Below are 20030 nucleotides of genomic sequence, written 5' to 3'. Positions count from 1 at the left end.
GCCCAGCTCCGCGACCCCCGCTAGCGGCTCGCCGCCATCGCCCTGCGACTCACTCACCGGGCGGGCTGAGAACCTTCAGGAAGCGGGCCGACGAGGCGCACCGGTCCTCGTATCCGAGACGCTGGTAGAAGTCGTGGGTCCGCACCCGATGGCGGCTGGACGTGATCTCCATCCGGACGCAGCCGGCGGCCCAGGCCCGCTCCTCGGCCGCCGCGACCAGCAGCCGCCCGGCGCCCCGGCCGCGGCATCTCTCGTCGACCACCAGCGCGAGCAGACGCCCCAGCTTTCCGGAGACCTCCAGCATCGGCATCGTGTGCAGAGCCGCGACGCCGATCAGGTCGCCGTCGTCGTCGGCGCCGATGAGGACGCTCGCCGGATCGTCGGACCAATGGCCAAGCCGGTCCCGCACGGTCACCTCGTCGGTGGGATACCCCAGATGCCCGAGCAGGTCGGCGAGACGTTTCGCATCCTGTCGAACGATGGGCCGAAGCTGAATCACCATGCCGGACATCCTGCCGGTCCGGACCGGCGCCCGGCGGCTCAGGTCAGCTGAACGCGGCGCCGATGATCTGCCGGGCGCGGACCGGCTGGTCACCGCCCATGTGCAGGGTGTTCACCGAGAAGACGAGCCGGCGGCTCAGATCACGGGTGGCGCCCATGCCGTTCGCGTACCCGGGCCGGTCGCCGGTCTTGCCCCACACGGTCAGCGAACCGATCTGGAAACTTCCCAGGCCCATCCCGTACGCCGCAGGGGGGTTGTTGGCCGGGTCCTTGTCGCCGTCGAACGTGGTGGTGCCCGGCGGCACGGTGAACATCAGGTCGAGCTGCGCCGGCGGCACCAGCTTGCCGTCGAACAGCGCGACCATGAACCGGTCCAGGTCCTCCGGCGTGGAGATGATCGCCGCGGCCGACCACTGCAGCGACGGGTTGGCTGACGACACGTCCACCCAGCCGTCCTTGGTCACCTCGTACCCGTGAGAGTACGGGCCGGGAATCCGCGAGCTGTCCACCGGCGTGCTCGTCCCGCGCAGGCGCAACGGTTCGATGATGCGGTCGTGGACCTCGCGCTCCCAGGCGTGCCCGGTGACCTTCTGGATCAGCAGGCCGGCCATCCAGTAGTCGGCGTTGCCGTACCGCTGATACTCCCCCGGTGCGAAGGCGAGCGGCTTGGTCACGTCGAGCTGGCTGCCGTCGGCCCAGTGGTCGTAGCGGTGCTCGAAGAACCAGGCGGGCGTCTTGTGCGGAACACCCACCCCGTTGAGCCCACTGGTGTAGTTCAGCACCTGCCGCACGGTGATCGGCAGATAGTCGGCCGGCAGGAACCCGGGCAGATACTCCTGGACGGTCTTGTCCAGGTCGAGACGGCCCTCGGCGACCAGCTGCAGCGCCACGACCGCGGTGAACACCTTGGTCATCGACCCGATCCGGAACTTGCCGTTCTGCGGCACGTCACCGCCGGTGCGGATGTCGCCGATCCCAGCGGTCCCCTGCCAGCAGCCCGCGGTGCCGCGGATCTGCGCCAGCGCGCCGCTCGCCTCGGCGTCGGGCAGGCCGCCGGGCACGTCGCCGATCGCGGCGGAGAGCTTGGTGGCCGACAGGGTGGGCAGGGTCGTCGGCACGGACGGTTCCAGCACGCACCGGGCCGGGTGGGCGGCGACGGCGGAGGGCACGCCGAGGGCGGCGGTCACCACGGCGGTGACGGCGAGAGCAGCGGTGGTACGGGTACGTTTACGCATTTCTGTACCCTGCCTGCCTCGTTCGGCCGCCGACTCCGGCGATGTCCCTTTGCCGACCCTGATCTTGTATCCGGACGATCCCCCAGTCCCGTCGGCGAAGCCGTCGTGTGTTCCGGGGTGCGGCGTGCCGCACTGGCCGTAGGCCATCCTAGGAAGATAGGTCACAGGGTCCGTCTACTGTCGAGGCATGAGCGAGCGGGATCGACGGCTGGTCTTCATTCGGCATCCGGGCCGGCATTGGGTGGGCTCGATGCTCGTCAACTTGGCGATCCCCCTGTTCGTGGGGTTGCCGGCCCTCCTCCTGGTCGTGACTCCCCTGGTGTGGGCGGTCCTCGACTTCTCCGCCGCCTGGCGGACCGCGGCGGGGCTCAGTGGACTGCTGCTGCTCCTCGGCGCGGCCGTCATGGTGCTGATGAGCCGGGACGAGCTTCGCGCGGTCCGCTGGATCGAGGTGCGGCCCGCGGAGGAGCCGGCCGGAGTGACGATCCAGCGGATCCGGGGCGCCGACCGGATCCCGGTGGCCGACCTGCGCCGGGTGGTCATCGTGGAAGGGTTCAAGCTCGGCCGCAGCGTGGGCGCCGAGGTCGTCTTCGAGACGGCCGCCGGCCCGGTCCTGCGATGCCCGCCGGGCCCGCAACCGCGGATGACCGCGCCGGCGTTGACGGACTGGTTCACCGGTCACCTCGCTCCGGCCGGGGTGGACGTGCGATATGAGACCGCGGTGGTGCGGGCGTACCCAACGATCGAGCGCTGGTACGAGACTTCCCAGGTGGCCGAGCTGTGGCAGGTGCCGGCGAGCGAGGTCGCCGGCCTCGCCCGCCGGCTGAACGTCCGCGAGCAGACGTTCACCCCCCGGGTCAACGTGATGTACGGCGGCGTCGGCAGTCACCTCGTCTACGAGCCCGACGCCGTCCACGAGGTCGTGGCGGCCGTGCCCGGCGCCCGCGCACCGGAGGCCGAACCCCTCGTCGAATAGGACGTGGGCGCCATCGCGGCATGACCGGGATCATGCCCTGAGCCATAGAGAACTTTACCGACTGGCCGGTACAGTTTCGGGATGCTCACCACTTCGACGCCGACGACGACGGTGCTGCCGGCCCGGCGGCGGTGGGCGGCGCTCGCCGTCCTCTCCACGGCCGTGCTGCTGCTCGCCATCGACGGGACCGTGCTCGCCCTGGCGGTGCCCGCGCTGACCGTCGACCTCGCCCCCACCGCGGAGCAGGTCCTCTGGATCGGCGACGTCTACTCCCTCACCCTGGCCGGCCTGCTGGTGCTGATGGGCAACCTGGCCGACCGGTTCGGCCGCAAGCGGGTCCTGCTGCTCGGCTCGGCCGCGTTCGGCGCCGTCTCGCTGGCGGCCGCGTTCGCCACCAGCGCGGAGACGCTGATCGCGGCCCGGCTGCTGCTCGGCGTCGCCGGGGCGACGCTCATGCCGTCGACGCTGTCGCTGATCCGCAACCTGTTCCCCGACGACACCGAGCGGGCCCGGGCCATCGCCATCTGGTCGACCGCGTTCGGCGCCGGGTCGGCGATCGGCCCGCTGACCGGCGGCGTGCTGCTGGAGCACTTCTGGTGGGGCTCGGTGTTCCTGATCAACGTGCCGGTGATGATCCTGCTCCTGATCTCCGGCCACCTGCTGCTGCCCGAGTCCCGCGACCCGGAGCCGGGCCGTTTCGACGTGCTGTCGGCCGGCCTGTCGATGGCCGCGATCGTCCCGCTGGTCTTCGCCGTCAAACACGTCGTCGGCCACGGCCTCGACGCCGTCACGGCCGGCTGCCTGCTCGCCGGGATGACCGCGGGCGTGCTGTTCGTGCGCCGGCAGCGCCGCCTGGACCAGCCGATGCTCGACGTCGAGCTGTTCCGCAGCCCCGCCTTCTCCGGCGCGGTCGCCGCCAATGTCATCGCCATCTTCGCCCTGACCGGCCTGCTGTTCTTCTTCTCGCAGTACCTGCAACTCGCCCGCGCCCACAGCCCGCTGCAGGCCGGCCTCGCGGAGCTGCCGGCGACGATCGCCTCGATCGCCGTCATCGCGCTCATCGGCGTCGCGGTGACCCGGCTCGGCCGCGGGCGGGCCATCGCGCTCGGCATGGCCACGGCGGCGGCCGGCCTGGCGCTGGTGGCGGCGGCCGCGCACGGCCCGTACCTCTGGCTGGGTCTGGCTCTGGCGCCGATCGGGCTGGGCATCGGCCTGGCGATGACCTTGACCGGCGACGCCATCGTCTCGGCCGCGCCACCCCGCAAGGCGGGGTCGGTGTCGGCGATCACCGAGACCGCCAACGAACTCGGCGTGGTCCTCGGCATCGCGGTGCTGGGATCGCTCGTCACCCTGGTCTACCGCTCCGAGGTGGACGTTCCCTCCGGCCTCACGGCCGAGGACGCCACGAGGGTACGGGACTCGCTGGGCCCCGCCCTGCAGGTCCTGGAGCCGGGCTCGGCGGCCGCCGCCGGCGCGCGGGACGCGTTCATCACCGGCATGCAGGTCACCTCCGTGGTCGCGGCGATCCTCACGGCCGTCGCCGCGATCGTGGCGTGGCGCCTGATCCCCTCGCCGCGCGCGACGCGGCCGTAGGTACGGTGTCGGCGTGGGACGCACTGCGGGCCGGTCACCGGAAGAGACGAGACGGGCGCTGCTGACAGCGGCGGGCGAGGCGATCCGGGTGCGGGGCATCCACGCGTCCCTCGACGAGATCGCCCGCTTCGCCGGGGTCTCCAAGGGCGGCCTGATCTACCACTTCGCCAGCAAGGACGAGCTGATCATGGGGCTGGTCCACGCGGAGCTGGCCGCCTTCCAGGCCAGCGTCGACGCCGCCCTGGACCCGGACGACACCGCCCCCGGCCGGCTGACCCGCGCCTACATCCGCGCCGTCCTGACCCCCGCCGGCGACGAGGCCCGCGAATCGCTGGCCCTGATCACGCAGCTCATGACGCTGCCCGCGGTGGCCGAGGTGGCCCGCGCCGACGCCGAGCGCATCGACGCGGCGCTGGCCGCCGACGGCCTGCCGGAAGACGTCCTCGCCCTGGTGGTGGCCGCCGCCGACGGCATGAGCAGCGCTCCCCTTTGGGGCGCGTCCGCGCAGACCCCGGCGCACCACCGTCTGGCCGAGCGCCTGCTGCACCTCACCCGCCACCCCGCGCTGTGGCAGGACCTGGACTGGCCCCGCTGACCGCGGCGGGCGTGACCTCACAGGTCGAGGTTGGGCAACCCGTACTTGCGCAGGACGTGGTCGACGTGTGCCTGGTCCAGCGTGAACCCACGGCGCCGTAGCGCCTCGAGGATCCACCGGCGGCCCCAGTCCGGCTCCTGCCGGGCCAGTTGTACGATCAGCGTCTCGATCTTGTCGTCCGCGGGGTCCCGGAATTCGTGGGGCCGCGGCGGGAACACGTTCGGGTCCCGCGGTTCGGTGTCGTCGTCAGAGACCATCGCTTCTCCTCCACTCGAGCCGACTGCCGTCTCGAACGTAGGAACGGGATCGCGCGCGGGTCCATGACCTCCTTGGCAGGGACGGGACACGCTGCCGGCGCGATACCGACCGATCGATGTCGCCGCCCCTGCAGTGATCGCCTTCATGTCTAGGCTGAGACCCTCCAGCGGCACGGCGGAAGGATCACCCGGGTGCCCGTCGAGGTTGCGGTCGTCGACCCGCTGCCGCTGTTTCGTCAGGGCGCCGTCACGGTTCTGACCGCGGCGGGCTATCCGGTGTGGACTCCCCCGGACGTGGTCGCCTGGGCCCGCCAGGCGAGCACGTCCGCGGTCGTCCTGCTCACCGTGCAGGACGAGGACGACTGGCGGTTGCTGGGCCGGCTGCACGAGAGTGAGCCGTCGCACCCGGTCGTGGTCCTGCTCGGGGCGGCGACCGCCGCCGCCGGAGTCCGCGCGGTGCGCGCCGGCGCCCGGTCGGTGATGCCGCGGCAGACGACGGCGATGATGCTGCAGCGCACGGTCGCCGCGACCATCGAGGGACAGGCCGTGCTGCCGGCCGCCGTCGCCGCCGCCCTGGCCTCGGGTGAGGACGCCGGTGACGCCGCGATCTCCGCGGAGAAGCTGTCCTGGTTACAGGCTCTGGCGGCCGGCGCGACCGTCGCCGAGCTGGCCCGGCACGTCGGCTACTCGGAGCGGGCGATGTTCCGCCTGCTCCGCACGCTGTACCGGGAGATGGGGGTGCACAGCCGGATCGAGGCGCTCATGCGAGCCCGGGAACGCGGCTGGATGTGAGCGCGGCGGCCGGGTCACGGCCGCCGGCTCTGCTCGGCCCGGCCGGTCGCGGCGTCGACGAGGATCTCCATCGACTCCGCCGGCATCCGGACCGCCAGCAGCCGCAGTTGGTACTCGAGGCGGTCACGAAGAACCACCGGCGCCGGGCACAGCGCCCGCGCCTTCTCGAAGGCGAACACCGCCGGTTTCAGCCGCCCGTGCCGCAGCGCGTGGTCGGCGGCACGGGCCAGGCCCTCGAACTCCCACGCCGCGTAGTCACGCTTCTCACGCCGCCGGGCGACGGCCGCGGCCAGGAGGTCCGCGAAGTACAGGTCGGCGGGGCCGTCCGGGTTCTGCCGGAAGGTGATCAGCGCACGCAGGGCGAGGACGGCCAGTGATCGGCTGTCACGCCGGTACGGCAGGGCCTCCTCGACGGCTTTGCGCGCCGCGACGAGTTCGGCCGCCGCGACGCGTTCGGTCACGGACTCACCGGCGAGGCGGAGGTGAGCCATGGCGAGCGTGGTGCGGGCCTGCAGGACGGTGTTCGGCGCGTGCACCCGCAGCGCCATGGCGACGGCGGCTGCCGCCAGCCGGGCCGCCCCCGCGTAGTCTCCGGTGTCCAGGGCCAGGTCGGCCCGCCCGTCCAGGCACTGCGCCCGCAACGCGGCGTCGTCGGCCGCATACCGCTGGAGCGCCGTGTCGGCCCGGCTCATGAACTCGGCCGCCTCGTCCGGATCGCCGCATTCGGAGTGCCAGCGCGCCAGCCGGACGGCTATCCGGACGCCCTGCCGGGTGCCTTCGGCGGCGGCCGCCTCCCAGGCCGAGGTGCCGAGGCGGATCGCCGCCTGGTGATCGCCCCAGTGCCGTGCGCAGTCGGCGAGTCCGGCGAGGGCGGCGATCCGGTCGCGCCGGTCCTCGACGTCCTGGTCCTCGCCGGTACGGACCATGTCGAGCGCCTGCTGGAAGCAGCCCTGCGCCCCGGCGAAGTCGCCGTCGCGCCACGCGAGGTCGGCCAGATTGAGCCGGATCTTCCGCTCATGATGCACCGGCTGGCCCGAGCCGGGCACCTCGTCCAGCGCTTCCTCGAACGCCGCCCGCGCCTTCTCCAGATCACCGCGGGCGAGATAGATCGTCCCGATGGTGTTGTGGTTCGCCGTCCGGTCCGCGGCCGACTCCAGGTGCGGCGCCACGGCCTCGCGGGGCTTGAGCAGCAACTCCGCGGCGCCGATCGGCCGCAGGACCCGGTCGAGCCGCTCGACCCGCTCGAAGGCCGTCAGCCAGCGGCCGGCACGGCACCACAGGTCGATCTCGGCGAACCGGAGATCGAGGTCGAACGCGGACCCGGCCCGCACCGTCGGGCCGTTGCGGCGCGACAGCACCTCCGCCGCCTGATGCAGCAGGCTGTCCGGACCGTCGGGCCGCGCGTCCAAGGCGGCGAGGACCTGCGCGTTCAGCACATGGTATTTGTCGTCGCTCCGGCCGACGAGGTGCGCGTCCACCAGCTCGTTCAGGCGCGGCCCCACCATGGCGGGCAGTTCCTCGTCGAGCAGCTCGTTCACCAGGTCCAGCGAGACCGGGGTGCGATAGGCGGCGAGCGCCGCGGCCACCCGCCGCTGCTCGTCGTGCAGCGACTGGACCACGATCGTCGCGAGAGCCCGCTCCCGGTCGCCAGAGAACTCCTCCACCAGCCGCCGGAGCAGCCCGTCGGCCGTGATGCGGTCGCGCGACAGGGCGAGCGCCGAGCAGAAGAGTTGACCCAGGCGTGGCACACCCTGGAGGACCTGGTGCAGACGTCCCCAGTCGACGGCCCCCAGATCCACGCTCTGGTCGGCGGCGATGCGCTCCAGACAGGTCCGGAAGTCGGTGGCGGAGAGACGGTGGACGAAGATCCGAACGGGATCGTCAGCCGGCTGGTTGCCGCGGCCCAGCTCGGGCGCCCGGTCGCCGATGAGGACGACCTTGACCGGCCGCGGCCGTCCGGAGGCGACCTTGCGCAGCGCCTCCTCCAGCCGCAGATCCTTCAGCGTGGCGGTGCCCGGCTCCAGGAGGTGGTGCGCCCCGTCCACCACCACCGTGACCGGGGGTCCGTCACCCTCGTCGAGCGCCGCCTGCAACCTGTCCAGCACGTCCTCGTGGTCGCGGAGGGCCGGCTGACCCGCCGGGCCGACGGCGCGGACCAGCGCCATGACGTCCAGCCGGTGGTCGCTGAAGAGCCGGATCCATTTAGGGACCGTCCCGATCTCCCGCGTCACCGATTCGACGAGCATGGACTTGCCCACGCCCGGCCGCCCGTGCACGGCGATCACGCACGACCGGCCGGCGGTCAGATGTTCCTTCAGGGACTTGCGTGCCACGTCCTGGTTGACCGGGCCCTGACCGCCGCCGTCGCGACGGCCACGATCCGGAGGATCGGCGTCGCCCGGAGGGGGCGAGTGCACCGACATCGTCACGAGGCCGTCACTGGACCGTGCCAGGGCGGTCGCCGCCGCGTACGGGCTCTGCAAAATCACGGTCAATTGCTGCGCCGGCATCACGGTGGGAGCAGGCGCCGGGGCCGTCCCCGCCGGAGCGTGCTGCCACCGCGCATAGTAGATCGTCACCAGCAGCGAGAGTGCCCCGGCGATCCAGCTCACCGGCTCCAGCCACGCAAAAGTGCCACCGGCGGCTTCCTCCGCCTTCTGCGGCGTATCCCACCAGCCGAGTCGCGTGCCACCGAGACCGATGGCGGTCAACACGAGCACGGTGAACGCGACGGCGGCGGCGCGCGCCGGTCGTTGTCCGCTCATCCGGTCATCATGGCGCCACCATCAGTTACAGGGAAGCCACCGAGAGTGCTCATTCATGACAGAGCGCGTCAGCCCAATCCACGACGAGTTGGAACATCGGGGTGCGGCCGGCGAACATGGACTCCCAGTCCCGGGTGTCGTAACCCCTGCCCGGCGGACTGCTCCACGCCATCGACAGCATCCGCGGGGCGAGCCAGAAGTACTTCGCCGCGCCGGTCACCATGATCGCCCGGCGCACCTCCGCGGGCCCGGCCACCGGCGCCAGTCCGCGCGCGTATCCGCTGATCACCGCGTCGATGACGGCCGGCAGCAGGGACACGTCCACCAGCCCGTCCCAGAACGTGTCCAGCGCCAGATTCGCCGCGTCTTCCCCGATCGCGCCCGGTCCGGCGTACGCCCAATCGAGAAGAACCACCCCGCGACCGGAAGCGATCAGATTCATCGGCCAGACGTCGTGGTGGCAGAGGGTGCGCGGCAGCGCGTCCGCCGCCGCCAGCAGGTCGTGCCGCCGCTCCCACAGCCGCCGCAGCCCGGCGCGCAGCGCGGGCGGCCAGGCCGCCTCGGCCGCCGGATGATCCCAGCGCAGGTCCTCACCAACAGGCTGGGCGAGGGTGTAGTCGCGCAGCCAATCCCGGGCCAGCCAGGCGGTCGCCGGCGGCTCCCCCGCCCATCCGGACTGCGCAACCCCGATCTGGTACGCGCATTCGCCCAGCTCAGCGGGGGTCCACCGCATTCCGGGCACACCCGGGACGTCTTCCAGCAGCATCTCGACGGAACCGTCGTCGAGTGTGGTCAGCTCGAGCAGGGCGGGCGCGCTCACCCCGCCGGCCGAGAACGCCGTCGACGCCAGCGTGGTCTCATAGGCCAGCGGCTCCCGCCGCCAGTAGTTGAAGTGCCCCGGCTCGTCGCTGGCGGCCAGATGGGCGGCGGCTCCCGCCCGGCGCGGCGTGACGATCTTGCGGATCGCCGTGCCGCCGCCTCGTCCGATCCGCCAGACGCCGCCGGTGACCTCGTTGGACGTACTGTGCACGAGTCGTTCAGCCACGACCGGCATTCTGCCGGACGGCGACCACATTGACCGCCACCACGATCACGATGCCGATCCACTCGTGCACAGCGAGGACCTGTCCGAGAAGGGCCAGCCCGGCGAGGGCCGCGAACACCGGGTGGACGCTCATCACCACGCCGAAGTAACGGGTCGGCACTCGCCGCAGCGCGATCAGGTCACCGGCGTAGGGGATCACCGACGCCATCACCCCGGCGGCGGCGGCGAACAGCAGCGCGGTCCCGGTCAGCCGCCCCTGCACGATCAGCATCACCACGATGGGCAGGGTCAGCACCGCCGCGACCGTGGTGGCGGCCGCCGTCGCCTGCAGACCGGGCAGCCGCTGCCCGAGCAGCCGGTTCAGCAGGATGTAGGACGCCCAGCAGCCGGCCGCCAGCACCCCGCAGCCGATACCCACCCAGTCGCTGCTGCCCGACGGCAGGACCAGCACGTACACCCCGGCGCCCGCGCCGGCCGCGCACAGCAGGTCGAAACGGCTGCGGGAACCCGCGAGCGCGACCGCGAGCGGGCCGAGGAACTCCAGCGTCACCGCCAGGCCGAGGCCGATCCGGTCGATCGCCGTGTACAGGCCCATGTTCATCGTCACGAACACCACGCCGAGCAGCAGCGTCGGCCACCACTGGGCCCACGTGAACCGCCGGAAGTCCGGCCGCACCACCGGCAGCAGCACCGCCGCCGCGACGAGCTGCCGGGCCGCCACCACACCCGGCGGGCCGATCGCCTCGAAGGCGTGCGCGCCGACCGCCGCACCGGTCTGGTTGCTGGCCGCGCTGCCCATCATCATCGCCAGCCCGGCGATCCGCGATCCGCGACCCCTCGCCGTGGCCGGCCGCTGTTCGACCTCCACCGTCATGACGACGAGTCTCACGGTTCCGCCCACCGGACAGAAATACGCCCGGCGCGGCATCTATACGCTGAACGTATGGATCTGCAGTTGCGTCACCTGCGCGCCCTCGTCGCCGTGGTAGACACGGGCACGTTCACCGACGCCGCCGGTGAGCTCGGCGTCTCCCAGGCCGCCGTCTCCCGCTCGGTCGCGGCCTTGGAGGAGGCGCTGGGCGTACGCGTCCTGCAGCGCACCACCCGGCACGTCACCCTCACCGGAACCGGCACGCAGGTCCTCGCCAGCGCCCGCCGCATCCTCGACGAGGTCACCCACCTGCGGCGACTCGCTGATCGCCAGCACAGCGAGCTGCGCGTCGGCTACGCCTGGGCGGCGCTGGGCAAACACACCCGCCGGCTGCAGCGAGCATGGGCCGCCCGCCACCCCGGCACCTCCCTGGTCTTCACCCACACCAACACCCCCAGCGCCGGCCTCAGCGACGGGACCGCCGACGTCGCCGTGGTCCGCAGCGCCCTCGACGACCCGCGTTTCGACACCGCGCTGATCGGCACCGAGGCCCGCTGCGCCGCCGTCGCCACCGACAACGCGCTCGCCCGCCGCCGCACCCTGCGCCTGAGCGACCTGGTCCGGTACCCGGTCGCGATCGACGTCCGCACCGGGACCACCACCCTCGGCCTGTGGCATCCCGGCCCGGCCCCGGCGACGATCCGCACCACCCACAGCGTCGACGAATGGCTCACCCTGATCGCCGCCGGCCAGGCCGTCGGCATCACCTCCGAGGCGACCGCCAACCAGAACCCACGGCCGGGCGTCGCCTATCGCATGCTGCGGCAGGCTCCGCGCATCGACGTGTGGCTGGCCTGGTGGCGCGACGATCCCCCGGCCCGCCTCGAGGACCTGGTCAGCCTCAGCCGCGCCGCTTACCTCGCCAGCGGCACGATCGACGAGCCGTGAGCCGCCCCGGGCGCGCGACCGGCGTCACCTCGCGCAGAGCATCCTAGGAGGATAGCCTGATAGCCGTACCCCACGGGCTTCCGGGGTCGAGGAAGGTCGGTATGTCGTGCCGAAGCTGGACCGGCTGGCCCGCTCCGTGCCGGACGCCCGGCAGATCGGTGACTCCCTGGTTGAGCGCCGCATCCGCCTGCAGCTCGGCACGATGATTTACGACCCCGACCGACCCGAGGGGCAAGATGTTCTTCACCATCCTGGCCATCTTTGCCGAGTTCGAGGTGGACCTGCTGCGGATGCGTACCCGCGAGGGCATGGCGACCGCCAGGGCCAAAGGCAAGCCGGCCGCGCTCGGCCGGTTGTCGCAGCGGCTGGGCGTGCCGATGGGCGAGTTGCGGGGTTACGGGCGAGCGGGAGCAGACGCGTACCGATCATCTGCGGGACGTGGTCGTGTACTGCGGGCGGCGTGCTCGGACCGGGGTGAGTGGACGAGTTTCTGTTCGACCGGGCGGTGGAGCATGACGGGCCGAAGCCGCTGTTCCGGCTGGCTAGTGAGTCACCTCGTCGCGGTCGACCACTCGGCCGCCGTCGCGCGGCTGTAGTAGCGGGTGAAACCGCACCCCCAGGCGATCGGGTCGGCGAGCGGCGCGCCGCCCCAGCGGGGAGTGCCGGACACGAGCAGCCGGGTGCCGATCTGATAGGCCGGGACGAACTCGGAGGTGGCGTCGTCCGTCCCGGCACCCGCGGTGGGCGGTGTCATGTCGACCGCCACGGTGTCCGCGGCGCCGCCCTCGAACCAGGTGTGCACCTGGAAGGTCACCGATCGCAGGTCCAGCGGGGGATCCGGCGGATCGCCGCGGCGGCCACGGCCTGATCGTCGGGGGCGTCGGCGGCCTCGGCGGCGAACAGTTCGCGCAGCTCGTGCTCGGTCGATCGGTTCATCAGGTCTCTCTCTGTGCGTCGATGGCCGCCGGGTAACCCTGGCCACGGAGCACCTTGACGGCCAGGACGCCGCCTCCCGTACCGGATCCGGGTTGCGGGAACCGTCGTGGAGCCGTGATCCTTGGCCGTGCTCAGAATGATCAACCCAACGACAGAGCTGCATGCGGCGTGGCTGGCGTCACGCGACGAATGGGGCGACGGCGTGCATCAGCCCGGCAGCGGACTACGCCCCGGTGATGACATCGATTCGCCGGCCGGCTTCGCCGAGTGGGTGGCACGGTTACGACGGGAGAGCGACGAGAGCCTGCCGCCCGCGACGGGGTTGGTGCACGCCGAGTACTGGTGGATCGTCGACCAGGAGGACATGGTCCTGGGCGCCATCTCGCTGCGGTACGCGCTCACCGATTTCCTGCTGCAGGCGGCCGGCCACATCGGTTACAGCGTCCGCCCGTCCGCGCGAGGTCGCGGCGCGGCGAGCTGGGCGCTCGGAGAGGTGCTGAGTGTGGCCCGGCGACGACACCTGAAGTCTGTGCTCATCACGTGCGACGACGACAACGCCGCGTCGGCCCGGGTGATCGAGAGGCATGGCGGGGTGCTGGAGGACATACGCGATACCCCCATCGGACTCAAGCGCCGCTATTGGATCGCGCTCTAGGGCTCCATGCGGTTCAGAATGGTCCGGGCCAGCGCGTCGAGCCGGGTCCGCAGGTCGGTGTCGGCGCGCCCGCCCAGGTCGCCGTCGGAAGCAGGTCGCCCAGCGGGCTCCCCTCGTGTCCCACAACGTATGGAGGGTGGGTTGCCACCTGCGCGGGGATGCTCCGGTCGAGGATCCCCGCGCAGGTGTCGGCCGCGGTCCGCTCCACCGCGGTCGGCAGGTCCGGGTCTGCATGTCGCACGCCAGCGCTCACCACCAAAGCCACTGCGCGCCGTGGCGATGCTGTTGAACGCTGGGGATGGTGTCGATGATCCCGTCACGACGATGCTCCTTGACGGCCTCTCTGCACGCCCCTCGCACCGCTTGACGTTCCCCGCTGGTCCAGACGTGGTGGACGAACCAGCGAGGCGGACCACCGCCACCGACGAGAAGCCGGATGCCGGTTCGCCGATGATGCGGACCGTCTTTGTCCGTACGAGACATGGTCGACCCCCTTCGGGGCCGCGAGATGCGGCCACCTAGAGGGGGTGGAACGCGGCGCTCATTCCCGCGTGGGAGGTGCCAACCATGACTCGCAGGTTAGACCAAGGCAGCCACGAAGCGGCTACATCGGTGCGCCCGTGAAGAGGCTTGACGATCACGGCCGGGGGGACTGTCAACGAAGCACCAGCAGATCGAGGACATCGATCGATGGGCCGGTCGCGGTCCGCGCGGCCGCGTGGAGTCGCTCGACACCTTGCGCGTACGCGTCATCGCTGATCAACTGCAGCAGAGTGTGCGCCTCGCGGCGCAGGCCGGTGGCGGCTTCCTGCAGCGATGACGCGGAGACCTGCGCGACCGGTTCGAGCCCGGCGGTGGTGAAGCCCGAGGCGGCGAACGCGGCCTCGACGGCGGCCACGGTCGGGTACCTGTCGTTCAGCGCGGTGATCACCTCGGGCCAGAAGCGGCACAGGGTGATGCCCTCGTGCCGGCCCGGGAACGCGGAACGGATCAGGACCGGGCCACCGGGTTTCAGGACGCGGCGGATCTCCCGGGCGGCGGCCGCCAGGTCGGGAACATGGTGGATGACCGTGGAGACCCAGACCGCGTCGATGCTCTCGTCTTCGGCCGGAATATCGGCGGCGTCACCACAGAGGACCGGCTCGAACAGGGCGCGCTCCCGCATCGCGGCGGACGGTTCGACGGCGAGCACGTCGGTGGCGGGCCACCACGTACGGAACGCCTGTGACCAGCTTCCGGTGCCGCAGCCGAGGTCGAGCAGGCACATACCGGGCTGCGGATCCAGGTATCGGGTGATCGCCTCGCGCCACGCGCCGAGCGCGTCGTCGCCCAGATGACGGGTCGCCTCGAACGCGGCGGCGTCGGCTTCGTCGTACGCGATGAGCGCCATGCCCCGAGCCAACCCGGCGGCGATGCCGCCCGCAAGAGCGAAGTGGATCTCTTCACATCACCAGCGTTCGCGGCACGGCGGAGGGGTGACGCCGGATCGGAAGCTCACTCCCAGGACAGCGCCCGAACGGCCGAGTCCACGGCCGGCGTGCGGAAGCCGCATTCGGTGGCCGGGATGGCCGGCAGCACGGTGCGGCCCGACGCGTCGGTCAAAGCCAGAAGCATCGGGGCCTGCAGCATCGCCGGGCACGCGAACTCCCCGCGCGGCGGCTCGGGCAGCGGCCCCCGCAGCGCTCGCACCAGATCGTCGAAGGGGCCGATGGAACGCCGGACGGCCGGTGGCCGAATCGTGCCTCCCGCGCGGGAGGCCAACGCCTCCGGCTGGAGGTCGCAGAGGACGACGGAGACCGGGCGGAAGTCCCCGGGCAACGGCTGATCCGCCAGACGCTCGGCGGAGGCGTCGACGCCGGGACATGAGCCGGCCGGGTTGAGATATCGCGGCTGCGGGCCGCCGGAGCCGGCCGCGCCGTCGCATCCGGCCAGTGCGAGCAGGACGGCGAGCACCATCAGACGCGTGGGATTCATGTCGTTTCGACTCCCCGGTGGCCGCTCTGGTTCCCCAGACCGGCGTTGCGGGGCGACCCGCGCCGGAGCCGGGCGCTCGACATCGGCGGAAGCCTGGGTGACCGCCGCGGCGGCGGTCCGGCCCCGGGCGGCGCACCGCGGCCGCGGTGGGCCCCCCGGGACGTCTAGGCCCGGCGGACCTCGCGGCTGGCCAGCGGCGCCAGCGCCGCCACGGCATAGACGAGGCCGCACAGCAGGGCGAGGCGGTGGGCGCCGATCGCCGCCGCGAGCGGTCCGGCGGCGAGCTGCGAGAGCGGGATCGCGGCGTACGAGAACAGGTCGTCGAAGGCCGACACCCGGGACAGCGCCTCGCGTGGCACGCGGGACTGCAGGGCGGTGTCCCAGGTGATCGCCGAGACGGTGAACCCGAGGCCGCCCACGAACGCCGCCACCGCGACGATCCACATGTCTCCGGACAGCCCGAGGGCCAGCAGCGGCAGCGCGGGGAGGACGCCGAGCAGCCGCCCGGTGCGCAGCGGGCGGCGCAGCACCAGCCGGACCGCGAGCACGCTCATCAGCAGCAGGCCGGCCGCCCGGATCGACAGCACCGCGCCCCAGCCGAGCGCGCCGTCGTGGTCGGTGACGAGCAGCGGGCCGAGGATGTTCCACGGGCCGACGTTGACGGCGTTGATCACGGCGAAGGACAGGCTGGTCAGTACGACCCAGCGCAGCGACCGGAACACCCGCCAGCCGGCCGCGAGCCCGTCCGGCAGCGCCCGCGTGGCGGCGGGCGTGCGGCTCCCCGCCGGGAGCCGCCGGAACAGGAGCGCCGCCACCAGATAGGTGCACGCGTCGACGGCGAGGGCCCAGCCGCCGCCGGCCGTGGCGGTGAGCAGCGCCGCGACGGTCGGCGCGATGATGCGGACGGCGTGACCGCTTCCGGACAGCAGGGCGTTGGCTCGCTGCAGGTCATCGTCGGCGACGAGCTCCGGGACGATGCCGCGCAGCGCCGGTGCGGCGAAGGCGCCGACGGCCCCGGTCAGCAGGGACAGCGCCGCGACGGTGCCGAGGTGGTAGCGGCCGGTCAGCAGGATGACCGCGACCGCCGCGATGGCCGCGCCGCTGACGAGGTTGGCGGCGATCAGCAGCAGGCGGCGGCTGAACCGGTCGGCGAGGACTCCTCCGGCGAGCAGCAGCACGAGCATGGGCAGCATGTTCGCCGCCAGCACGATGCCCAGGTCGGTGGCGTTCCCGGAGGTCTGGAGTACGGCCAGGGACAGCGCGACCGTGGTCATCGAGCTGCCGAACAGGTCGATCGTGCGTCCCGCGAAGAACCAGCCGAACCGTCCGCGGAGCAGGACGCGGACGGGAGTGGGGGACGAAGTGGTGGTCATGGTCGTCAGCTTCGGGCGTACACCGCACGGGTTTGAAATCTTGCGGCGGATGCCGCAAGGTCAGCGGATGACGCTGATCCGTCTCGGACCTGAGGCCCTGCGGGCCAGCCGGTTCGCGCTCTCGCCGTTGGCGGAGACGCTGAGCCGGCTGATCGTCCTGCGGCTGGAGATCGACGGCGGACGGCCGGGGGCGGACGCGGCGGCTCTGGCCCGGTGGCTGGACGGTGATCCGTTCGCGGCGGGCCTGCTGCGGCTGGTGTCGGCGACGAAGTACCTGCCGGACTTCGTGGCGATCCCGCCCGCGTCGATGTCGACGCGCCTCGCCGACGAGCTGGCCGTGATGCGGGGGTTCACCGACGCGCGGGCAAGGGCGACCGTGGCGGAGTCGGTGCGGTTCGCGTGGAAGACCGATCACACCGGCTGGGTGGAGACCGACGGTGTCGCCGGTCGTGTGGCCGACGTCTTCGCCCGGGGCTGGGAACGATTCGTCGAGCCGGACTGGGCCCGGCGGCGGGCGGTGATGGAACGCGACATCCGGCACCGGGCCGGGGTGCTCGCGCTCAGCGGGTGGCGGCACGCCATCGACGGGGTGGGCAAGGTCCGGTGGGCCGGGCCCGACGCGATCCGGTTCTCGGCGCAGGGCCACGAGGACCGGATCGTCGGCGCCGAAGGGCTGGTTTTGGTGCCGCACACCGGGACCGTCGGCCAGTGGACGTGCGAGGACGGGTCGCGGATAGCGCTCGTCTACCCGGCGCGGGGCGCCCTGGACCAGCCGCGGATCGTACCGGGCGGGGTCGGCCGGCTGATCGGCGCGGGACGGGCGCGGATCCTCGCACAGCTGCGGGCACCGGCCACGCCGTCGCAGCTCGCGGTGCTGCTCGGGGTGTCGCTCGGCACCGTGTCGGGGCATCTCGCCGCGCTCCGCGAGGCCGGTGTGGTCGTCGGCCGGCGCAGTGGGCGGACCGTCTACTACGAGCGCACCCCGCTCGGCGACGACCTGGCCGCCATGACGCAACGACGCATGTAGATATGTAAGAGCATGCACGGGTCCTGCTTCCCACCGGAAGGAGTGTCCATGCGCCGACTCGCCACACGTGCGGCCGCCGCTCTCGCCCTCACCGCCGCCGTCGTCGCCGTACCCTCGGCCTTCGAGAAGGCGCATCCGACCTTCGGCCGGTCCGAAGCCTTCAGCGAGGTCGGCTGCGCCGACTGGCCCAGGATCAGCGAGGCGTACGACGGCCCGTGGAACCGCCGCACCGCGCAGACGATCCTGGTCGTGAACCCCACCTACGACCCGGCGACCAGGTACGACCTCGCGGTCCGGATGACCCGGCAGCTCGGTAACGCACGGTTGCTGACGCTCGACGGGTTCGGGCACGTCAGCAACCACAGCGCGTGTGTCACCAGCTGGTATACGCGGTATCTGCTGAACGGCGACGTCCCGCCGGCGGGCACCCGCTGCGCTCAGGACCGCGCTCCCTTCCCCGCTGTCTGAGATCCGGCCGCGCCGGCGCCGACCCGCGGGGTCGGCGCCGGCACACAGGCGTGTCACACTGCACCGGCTCCCTTGATCGAAAGGCCGGTCCGTGTCCACGTTCGATGACCTGTTCGCTCAGCATGTCGCCACCGGCATGGCGCGCCAGATGGCGCTCGCCGACATGCTCGGCGACCGCGGCTGGCAGCTCGACCTGAACACCGGCCTGGTCACGTTCGGCGACGACCTGCGCTACCCCGTGCAATTGCTCGGCACGGAGAGTCACGCCGACCGCACGTGGCTGTGGGCCTGGGCCAACAGCGCCGCCAACATCGATCCGACCCTGCTGCAACTGGCCGGCTGGCTGCGCGAACACGGCCGCAGCGAGGGCCCGCGTGAACTGGCCGAGCCGTCGCTGCGGCTCGACCACGTCGACGGCCACCGGCTGGCGCTGGTCGCCTCCGGCCTGACCGGCCGCCCCTACTACCGGGGCACCTACAACGGCGGCGCGATCTTCTTCCACCTGGAGAACCTCCCGTCCCGGGTGCAGGGCGCCGTCACGCCGGAGAAGGCCTTCACCGTCCTCGGGCAGGTGCTGCAGGCCTTCACGGCCGACCACCGCACGGTCGTCGTGTCGTTCCTGCGCCAGCAGGGCTGGCGGGTCGACGACAGCCCTGCCGGCGTGGTCGGCCGGCACCCCGACGGCTCGCAGATGCAGGTCGCCTTCGACCACCTGGGCCGCGTCAGCAACCTCACCGGGTCGGTGCAGCCCCGCTGACCGGGCCCGCGCCCCACCTCGCCTTTGCCGCCTGACGGCGGCCGGCCGGCGCGTGCCGACCGGCCGGAAGCCGTCGCGCGGCGGGGTCAGCCGCGGTGGGACTCGAAGAAGGCCCGGATGTCGGCGGCGAACAGGTCGGGCCGCTCGGCGGGCAGGAAGTTGCCGCCACGGTCGAGTTCGGTCCAGTGGGTGACGGGGGCGTCGCGTTCGGCGTAGCGGCGGATGGTGATGTCGGTGACGCCGAGGGCGACGCCCAGGGGCACGGTGGACTTCTCCTTGGGAGTCCACGCGTTCATGTCGTGGGCGGACTCGTAGTAGAGGTGGGCCGAGGAGCCGGCGGTGCCGGTGAACCAGTAGAGGCTGACGTTGGTGAGCAGCAGGTCGCGGTCGACGGCGTCGTCGGGCAGCGCGGCGGCCGGGTCGGTCCACTCCTGGAACTTCTCGATGATCCAGGCGAGCTGGCCGACGGGGCTGTCGGTCAGGCCGTGGGCGAGGGTCTGCGGGCGGGTGGACTGGATGGCGACGAAGCCCATCTTGTCGTCGCGGAACTCCTGCAACCGCTGCAGGCGCTGCTGCTCGGCCGTAGTGAGGTCGGCGAAGTCGGCCGGGTCGTCGGAGGGAAACGTGATGTGGCCGTTGACGTGGGTGCCGATGACGCGGTCAGGGGCCTGGCGGCCCATCTCCACGGCGATGGCGGCGCCGCCGCCGGTGCCCTGCACCCCGTAACGGGGGTAGCCGAGCCGGTCCATGATCTCGGTGAAGGCGGCGGCGATCCTGCCGGTGTTCCAGCCGGCGCTGGTCAGCGGGCCGGAGAAGCCGACACCGGGGGTGCTGGCGAGCACGACGTGGAAGTCGGCGGCCAGGGCGTCGATCACGGGCAGGTAGAGCGCGAACGAGCCGGGCCAGTCGTGGGCGATCAGCAGCGGGACGGCGTCGGGGTTGGCCGAACGGACGTGGGCGAAATGCAGCGTCTGGCCGTCGACCTCGGTGAGGAACTGCGGCAGGGCGTTGAGGCGCTCCTCGGCGGCGCGCCAGTCGAACTCCTCCGCCCAGTAGGCGGTGAGCTGTCGCAGGTAGTCCACCGGGACGCCGCGGGCCCAGCCCTGACCGGGGATCTCCGCACCCCAGCGGGTGCGCCGCAGCCGCTGGGCCAGGTCGTCGAGGTCCGTCTGCGCGATGTCGATGCGGAAGGGGCGGATCTGGCTCACGGGCTGCTCCTCAACCGAGCGGAATGTTTCGTTCCGTTTCACCATAGCAGAACG

Annotated in this window: 21 protein-coding genes and 2 pseudogenes; 11 read left to right on the top strand and 12 right to left on the bottom strand. The window is 72.2% G+C overall.

The genetic code is table 11. The annotated features are described in order from the left end of the window. Nucleotides 1–49: 49 nt before the first annotated feature. Together QLQ12_RS34635 and QLQ12_RS34630 are read right to left on the bottom strand one after the other, a co-directional pair. Nucleotides 50–502, bottom strand: coding sequence for a GNAT family N-acetyltransferase (locus tag QLQ12_RS34635; protein WP_282764986.1), 453 nt, complete (start codon nt 500–502; stop codon nt 50–52). A 43-nt stretch (nt 503–545) separates the two neighbouring features. Further along, nucleotides 546–1736, bottom strand: a complete 1191-nt coding sequence (locus tag QLQ12_RS34630) for a serine hydrolase domain-containing protein (RefSeq protein ID WP_282764985.1) — start codon at nt 1734–1736, stop codon at nt 546–548. 187 nt (nt 1737–1923) lie between these two features. On the opposite strand from QLQ12_RS34630, the gene QLQ12_RS34625 reads away from it, so the two are divergent. The 3 genes from QLQ12_RS34625 (at nt 1924) to QLQ12_RS34615 (ending at nt 4900) form a co-directional block, all read left to right on the top strand. After that, nucleotides 1924–2712 carry a hypothetical protein gene (locus QLQ12_RS34625; protein ID WP_282764984.1) on the top strand — a complete coding sequence of 263 codons (789 nt, stop codon included), beginning with the start codon at nt 1924–1926 and terminating at the stop codon, nt 2710–2712. A gap of 81 nt (nt 2713–2793) precedes the next feature. Continuing rightward, nucleotides 2794–4305, top strand: a complete 1512-nt coding sequence (locus QLQ12_RS34620; protein ID WP_282764983.1) for an MFS transporter — start codon at nt 2794–2796, stop codon at nt 4303–4305. A 13-nt stretch (nt 4306–4318) separates the two neighbouring features. Next, the gene (locus tag QLQ12_RS34615; RefSeq protein ID WP_282764982.1) at nt 4319–4900 is read left to right on the top strand and encodes a TetR/AcrR family transcriptional regulator; all 582 of its coding nucleotides are present in this window, start codon (nt 4319–4321) and stop codon (nt 4898–4900) included. A gap of 17 nt (nt 4901–4917) precedes the next feature. On the opposite strand, the gene QLQ12_RS34610 is transcribed toward QLQ12_RS34615, so the two are convergent. Continuing rightward, nucleotides 4918–5157 carry a hypothetical protein gene (locus QLQ12_RS34610; protein WP_282764981.1) on the bottom strand — a complete coding sequence of 80 codons (240 nt, stop codon included), beginning with the start codon at nt 5155–5157 and terminating at the stop codon, nt 4918–4920. A gap of 192 nt (nt 5158–5349) precedes the next feature. Between QLQ12_RS34610 and QLQ12_RS34605 the strand changes: the two genes are divergently transcribed. Next, nucleotides 5350–5949 carry a helix-turn-helix domain-containing protein gene (locus tag QLQ12_RS34605; RefSeq protein WP_282764980.1) on the top strand — a complete coding sequence of 200 codons (600 nt, stop codon included), beginning with the start codon at nt 5350–5352 and terminating at the stop codon, nt 5947–5949. A gap of 14 nt (nt 5950–5963) precedes the next feature. Here QLQ12_RS34605 and QLQ12_RS34600 read toward each other — a convergent pair whose 3' ends face one another. Genes QLQ12_RS34600 through QLQ12_RS34590 form a run of 3 tightly spaced genes read right to left on the bottom strand, consistent with a single transcriptional unit; the run spans nt 5964 to nt 10633 of the window. Then, entirely contained in the window at nt 5964–8714 is a 2751-nt protein-coding gene (locus QLQ12_RS34600) for a tetratricopeptide repeat protein (RefSeq protein ID WP_282764978.1), read from the bottom strand. Between the two features lie 49 nt (nt 8715–8763). Then, nucleotides 8764–9759, bottom strand: a complete 996-nt coding sequence (locus QLQ12_RS34595; RefSeq protein ID WP_282764977.1) for a phosphotransferase — start codon at nt 9757–9759, stop codon at nt 8764–8766. Continuing rightward, nucleotides 9752–10633, bottom strand: coding sequence for an EamA family transporter (locus QLQ12_RS34590; protein WP_282764975.1), 882 nt, complete (start codon nt 10631–10633; stop codon nt 9752–9754). Before QLQ12_RS34590 ends, QLQ12_RS34595 begins: the two co-directional genes overlap by 8 nt. A gap of 69 nt (nt 10634–10702) precedes the next feature. Between QLQ12_RS34590 and QLQ12_RS34585 the strand changes: the two genes are divergently transcribed. The 3 genes and pseudogenes from QLQ12_RS34585 to QLQ12_RS46925 form a co-directional block, all read left to right on the top strand. Next, nucleotides 10703–11578 (top strand): LysR family transcriptional regulator, encoded by an 876-nt coding sequence (locus QLQ12_RS34585; RefSeq protein WP_282764973.1) that lies wholly within the window; start codon nt 10703–10705, stop codon nt 11576–11578. Between the two features lie 236 nt (nt 11579–11814). Continuing rightward, nucleotides 11815–11859: pseudogene (locus tag QLQ12_RS47200) on the top strand (hypothetical protein); the annotation flags it as partial. Nucleotides 11860–11916: 57 nt separating this feature from the next. Beyond that, a pseudogene (locus QLQ12_RS46925) lies at nt 11917–12128 on the top strand (DUF4158 domain-containing protein); the annotation flags it as partial. Here the strand turns inward: QLQ12_RS46925 and QLQ12_RS34575 are convergent. After that, nucleotides 12129–12392: a hypothetical protein gene (locus tag QLQ12_RS34575; protein WP_282764971.1), complete on the bottom strand. Its 264-nt coding sequence runs from the start codon at nt 12390–12392 to the stop codon at nt 12129–12131. Continuing rightward, complete coding sequence (locus tag QLQ12_RS34570) at nt 12389–12514, bottom strand: hypothetical protein (RefSeq protein WP_282764969.1); 126 nt, start codon at nt 12512–12514, stop codon at nt 12389–12391. Before QLQ12_RS34570 ends, QLQ12_RS34575 begins: the two co-directional genes overlap by 4 nt. 136 nt (nt 12515–12650) lie before the next feature. Between QLQ12_RS34570 and QLQ12_RS34565 the strand changes: the two genes are divergently transcribed. Continuing rightward, a complete protein-coding gene (locus QLQ12_RS34565; protein ID WP_282764968.1) occupies nt 12651–13169 on the top strand; it encodes a GNAT family N-acetyltransferase in 519 nt (172 codons plus the stop codon). Between the two features lie 655 nt (nt 13170–13824). Here QLQ12_RS34565 and QLQ12_RS34560 read toward each other — a convergent pair. The 3 genes from QLQ12_RS34560 to QLQ12_RS34550 form a co-directional block, all read right to left on the bottom strand. Continuing rightward, nucleotides 13825–14559, bottom strand: a complete 735-nt coding sequence (locus tag QLQ12_RS34560) for a class I SAM-dependent methyltransferase (protein WP_282764967.1) — start codon at nt 14557–14559, stop codon at nt 13825–13827. A gap of 104 nt (nt 14560–14663) precedes the next feature. After that, a complete protein-coding gene (locus QLQ12_RS34555) occupies nt 14664–15143 on the bottom strand; it encodes a hypothetical protein (protein WP_282764966.1) in 480 nt (159 codons plus the stop codon). 164 nt (nt 15144–15307) lie between these two features. After that, nucleotides 15308–16516 carry an MFS transporter gene (locus tag QLQ12_RS34550; protein WP_282764965.1) on the bottom strand — a complete coding sequence of 403 codons (1209 nt, stop codon included), beginning with the start codon at nt 16514–16516 and terminating at the stop codon, nt 15308–15310. Nucleotides 16517–16583: 67 nt separating this feature from the next. Here QLQ12_RS34550 and QLQ12_RS34545 point away from each other — a divergent pair, with 67 nt between their 5' ends. The 3 genes from QLQ12_RS34545 to QLQ12_RS34535 all read left to right on the top strand — a co-directional run bounded on the left by QLQ12_RS34545 (nt 16584) and on the right by QLQ12_RS34535 (nt 18768). Beyond that, entirely contained in the window at nt 16584–17543 is a 960-nt protein-coding gene (locus QLQ12_RS34545; protein WP_282764964.1) for an ArsR/SmtB family transcription factor, read from the top strand. 48 nt (nt 17544–17591) lie between these two features. Further along, entirely contained in the window at nt 17592–18011 is a 420-nt protein-coding gene (locus QLQ12_RS34540; RefSeq protein ID WP_282764963.1) for an alpha/beta hydrolase, read from the top strand. Nucleotides 18012–18102: 91 nt separating this feature from the next. Continuing rightward, nucleotides 18103–18768, top strand: a complete 666-nt coding sequence (locus QLQ12_RS34535; RefSeq protein WP_282764962.1) for a DUF6882 domain-containing protein — start codon at nt 18103–18105, stop codon at nt 18766–18768. A gap of 86 nt (nt 18769–18854) precedes the next feature. On the opposite strand, the gene QLQ12_RS34530 is transcribed toward QLQ12_RS34535, so the two are convergent. Next, complete coding sequence (locus QLQ12_RS34530; RefSeq protein WP_282765051.1) at nt 18855–19967, bottom strand: epoxide hydrolase family protein; 1113 nt, start codon at nt 19965–19967, stop codon at nt 18855–18857. Nucleotides 19968–20030: the final 63 nt, after the last annotated feature.

The organism is Actinoplanes sandaracinus (genome assembly GCF_030009775.1).
Taxonomy (GTDB): Bacteria; Actinomycetota; Actinomycetes; order Mycobacteriales; family Micromonosporaceae; genus Actinoplanes; species Actinoplanes sandaracinus.
The sequence above is the reverse complement of the archived record's forward strand: the minus strand, read 5'-3'. Positions and strand labels throughout refer to the sequence as shown.

Coding starts and splice junctions, on each gene's coding strand:
- QLQ12_RS34630 (WP_282764985.1), bottom strand. CDS start 1,736: ATGCGTAAACGTACCCGTACCACCGCTGCTCTCGCCGTCACCGCCGTG.
- QLQ12_RS34600 (WP_282764978.1), bottom strand. CDS start 8,714: ATGAGCGGACAACGACCGGCGCGCGCCGCCGCCGTCGCGTTCACCGTG.
- QLQ12_RS34620 (WP_282764983.1), top strand. CDS start 2,794: ATGCTCACCACTTCGACGCCGACGACGACGGTGCTGCCGGCCCGGCGG.
- QLQ12_RS34555 (WP_282764966.1), bottom strand. CDS start 15,143: ATGAATCCCACGCGTCTGATGGTGCTCGCCGTCCTGCTCGCACTGGCC.
- QLQ12_RS34540 (WP_282764963.1), top strand. CDS start 17,592: ATGCGCCGACTCGCCACACGTGCGGCCGCCGCTCTCGCCCTCACCGCC.
- QLQ12_RS34590 (WP_282764975.1), bottom strand. CDS start 10,633: ATGACGGTGGAGGTCGAACAGCGGCCGGCCACGGCGAGGGGTCGCGGA.
- QLQ12_RS34610 (WP_282764981.1), bottom strand. CDS start 5,157: ATGGTCTCTGACGACGACACCGAACCGCGGGACCCGAACGTGTTCCCG.
- QLQ12_RS34585 (WP_282764973.1), top strand. CDS start 10,703: ATGGATCTGCAGTTGCGTCACCTGCGCGCCCTCGTCGCCGTGGTAGAC.
- QLQ12_RS34625 (WP_282764984.1), top strand. CDS start 1,924: ATGAGCGAGCGGGATCGACGGCTGGTCTTCATTCGGCATCCGGGCCGG.
- QLQ12_RS34570 (WP_282764969.1), bottom strand. CDS start 12,514: ATGAACCGATCGACCGAGCACGAGCTGCGCGAACTGTTCGCCGCCGAG.
- QLQ12_RS34545 (WP_282764964.1), top strand. CDS start 16,584: ATGACGCTGATCCGTCTCGGACCTGAGGCCCTGCGGGCCAGCCGGTTC.
- QLQ12_RS34560 (WP_282764967.1), bottom strand. CDS start 14,559: ATGGCGCTCATCGCGTACGACGAAGCCGACGCCGCCGCGTTCGAGGCG.
- QLQ12_RS34635 (WP_282764986.1), bottom strand. CDS start 502: ATGGTGATTCAGCTTCGGCCCATCGTTCGACAGGATGCGAAACGTCTC.
- QLQ12_RS34565 (WP_282764968.1), top strand. CDS start 12,651: ATGATCAACCCAACGACAGAGCTGCATGCGGCGTGGCTGGCGTCACGC.
- QLQ12_RS34550 (WP_282764965.1), bottom strand. CDS start 16,516: ATGACCACCACTTCGTCCCCCACTCCCGTCCGCGTCCTGCTCCGCGGA.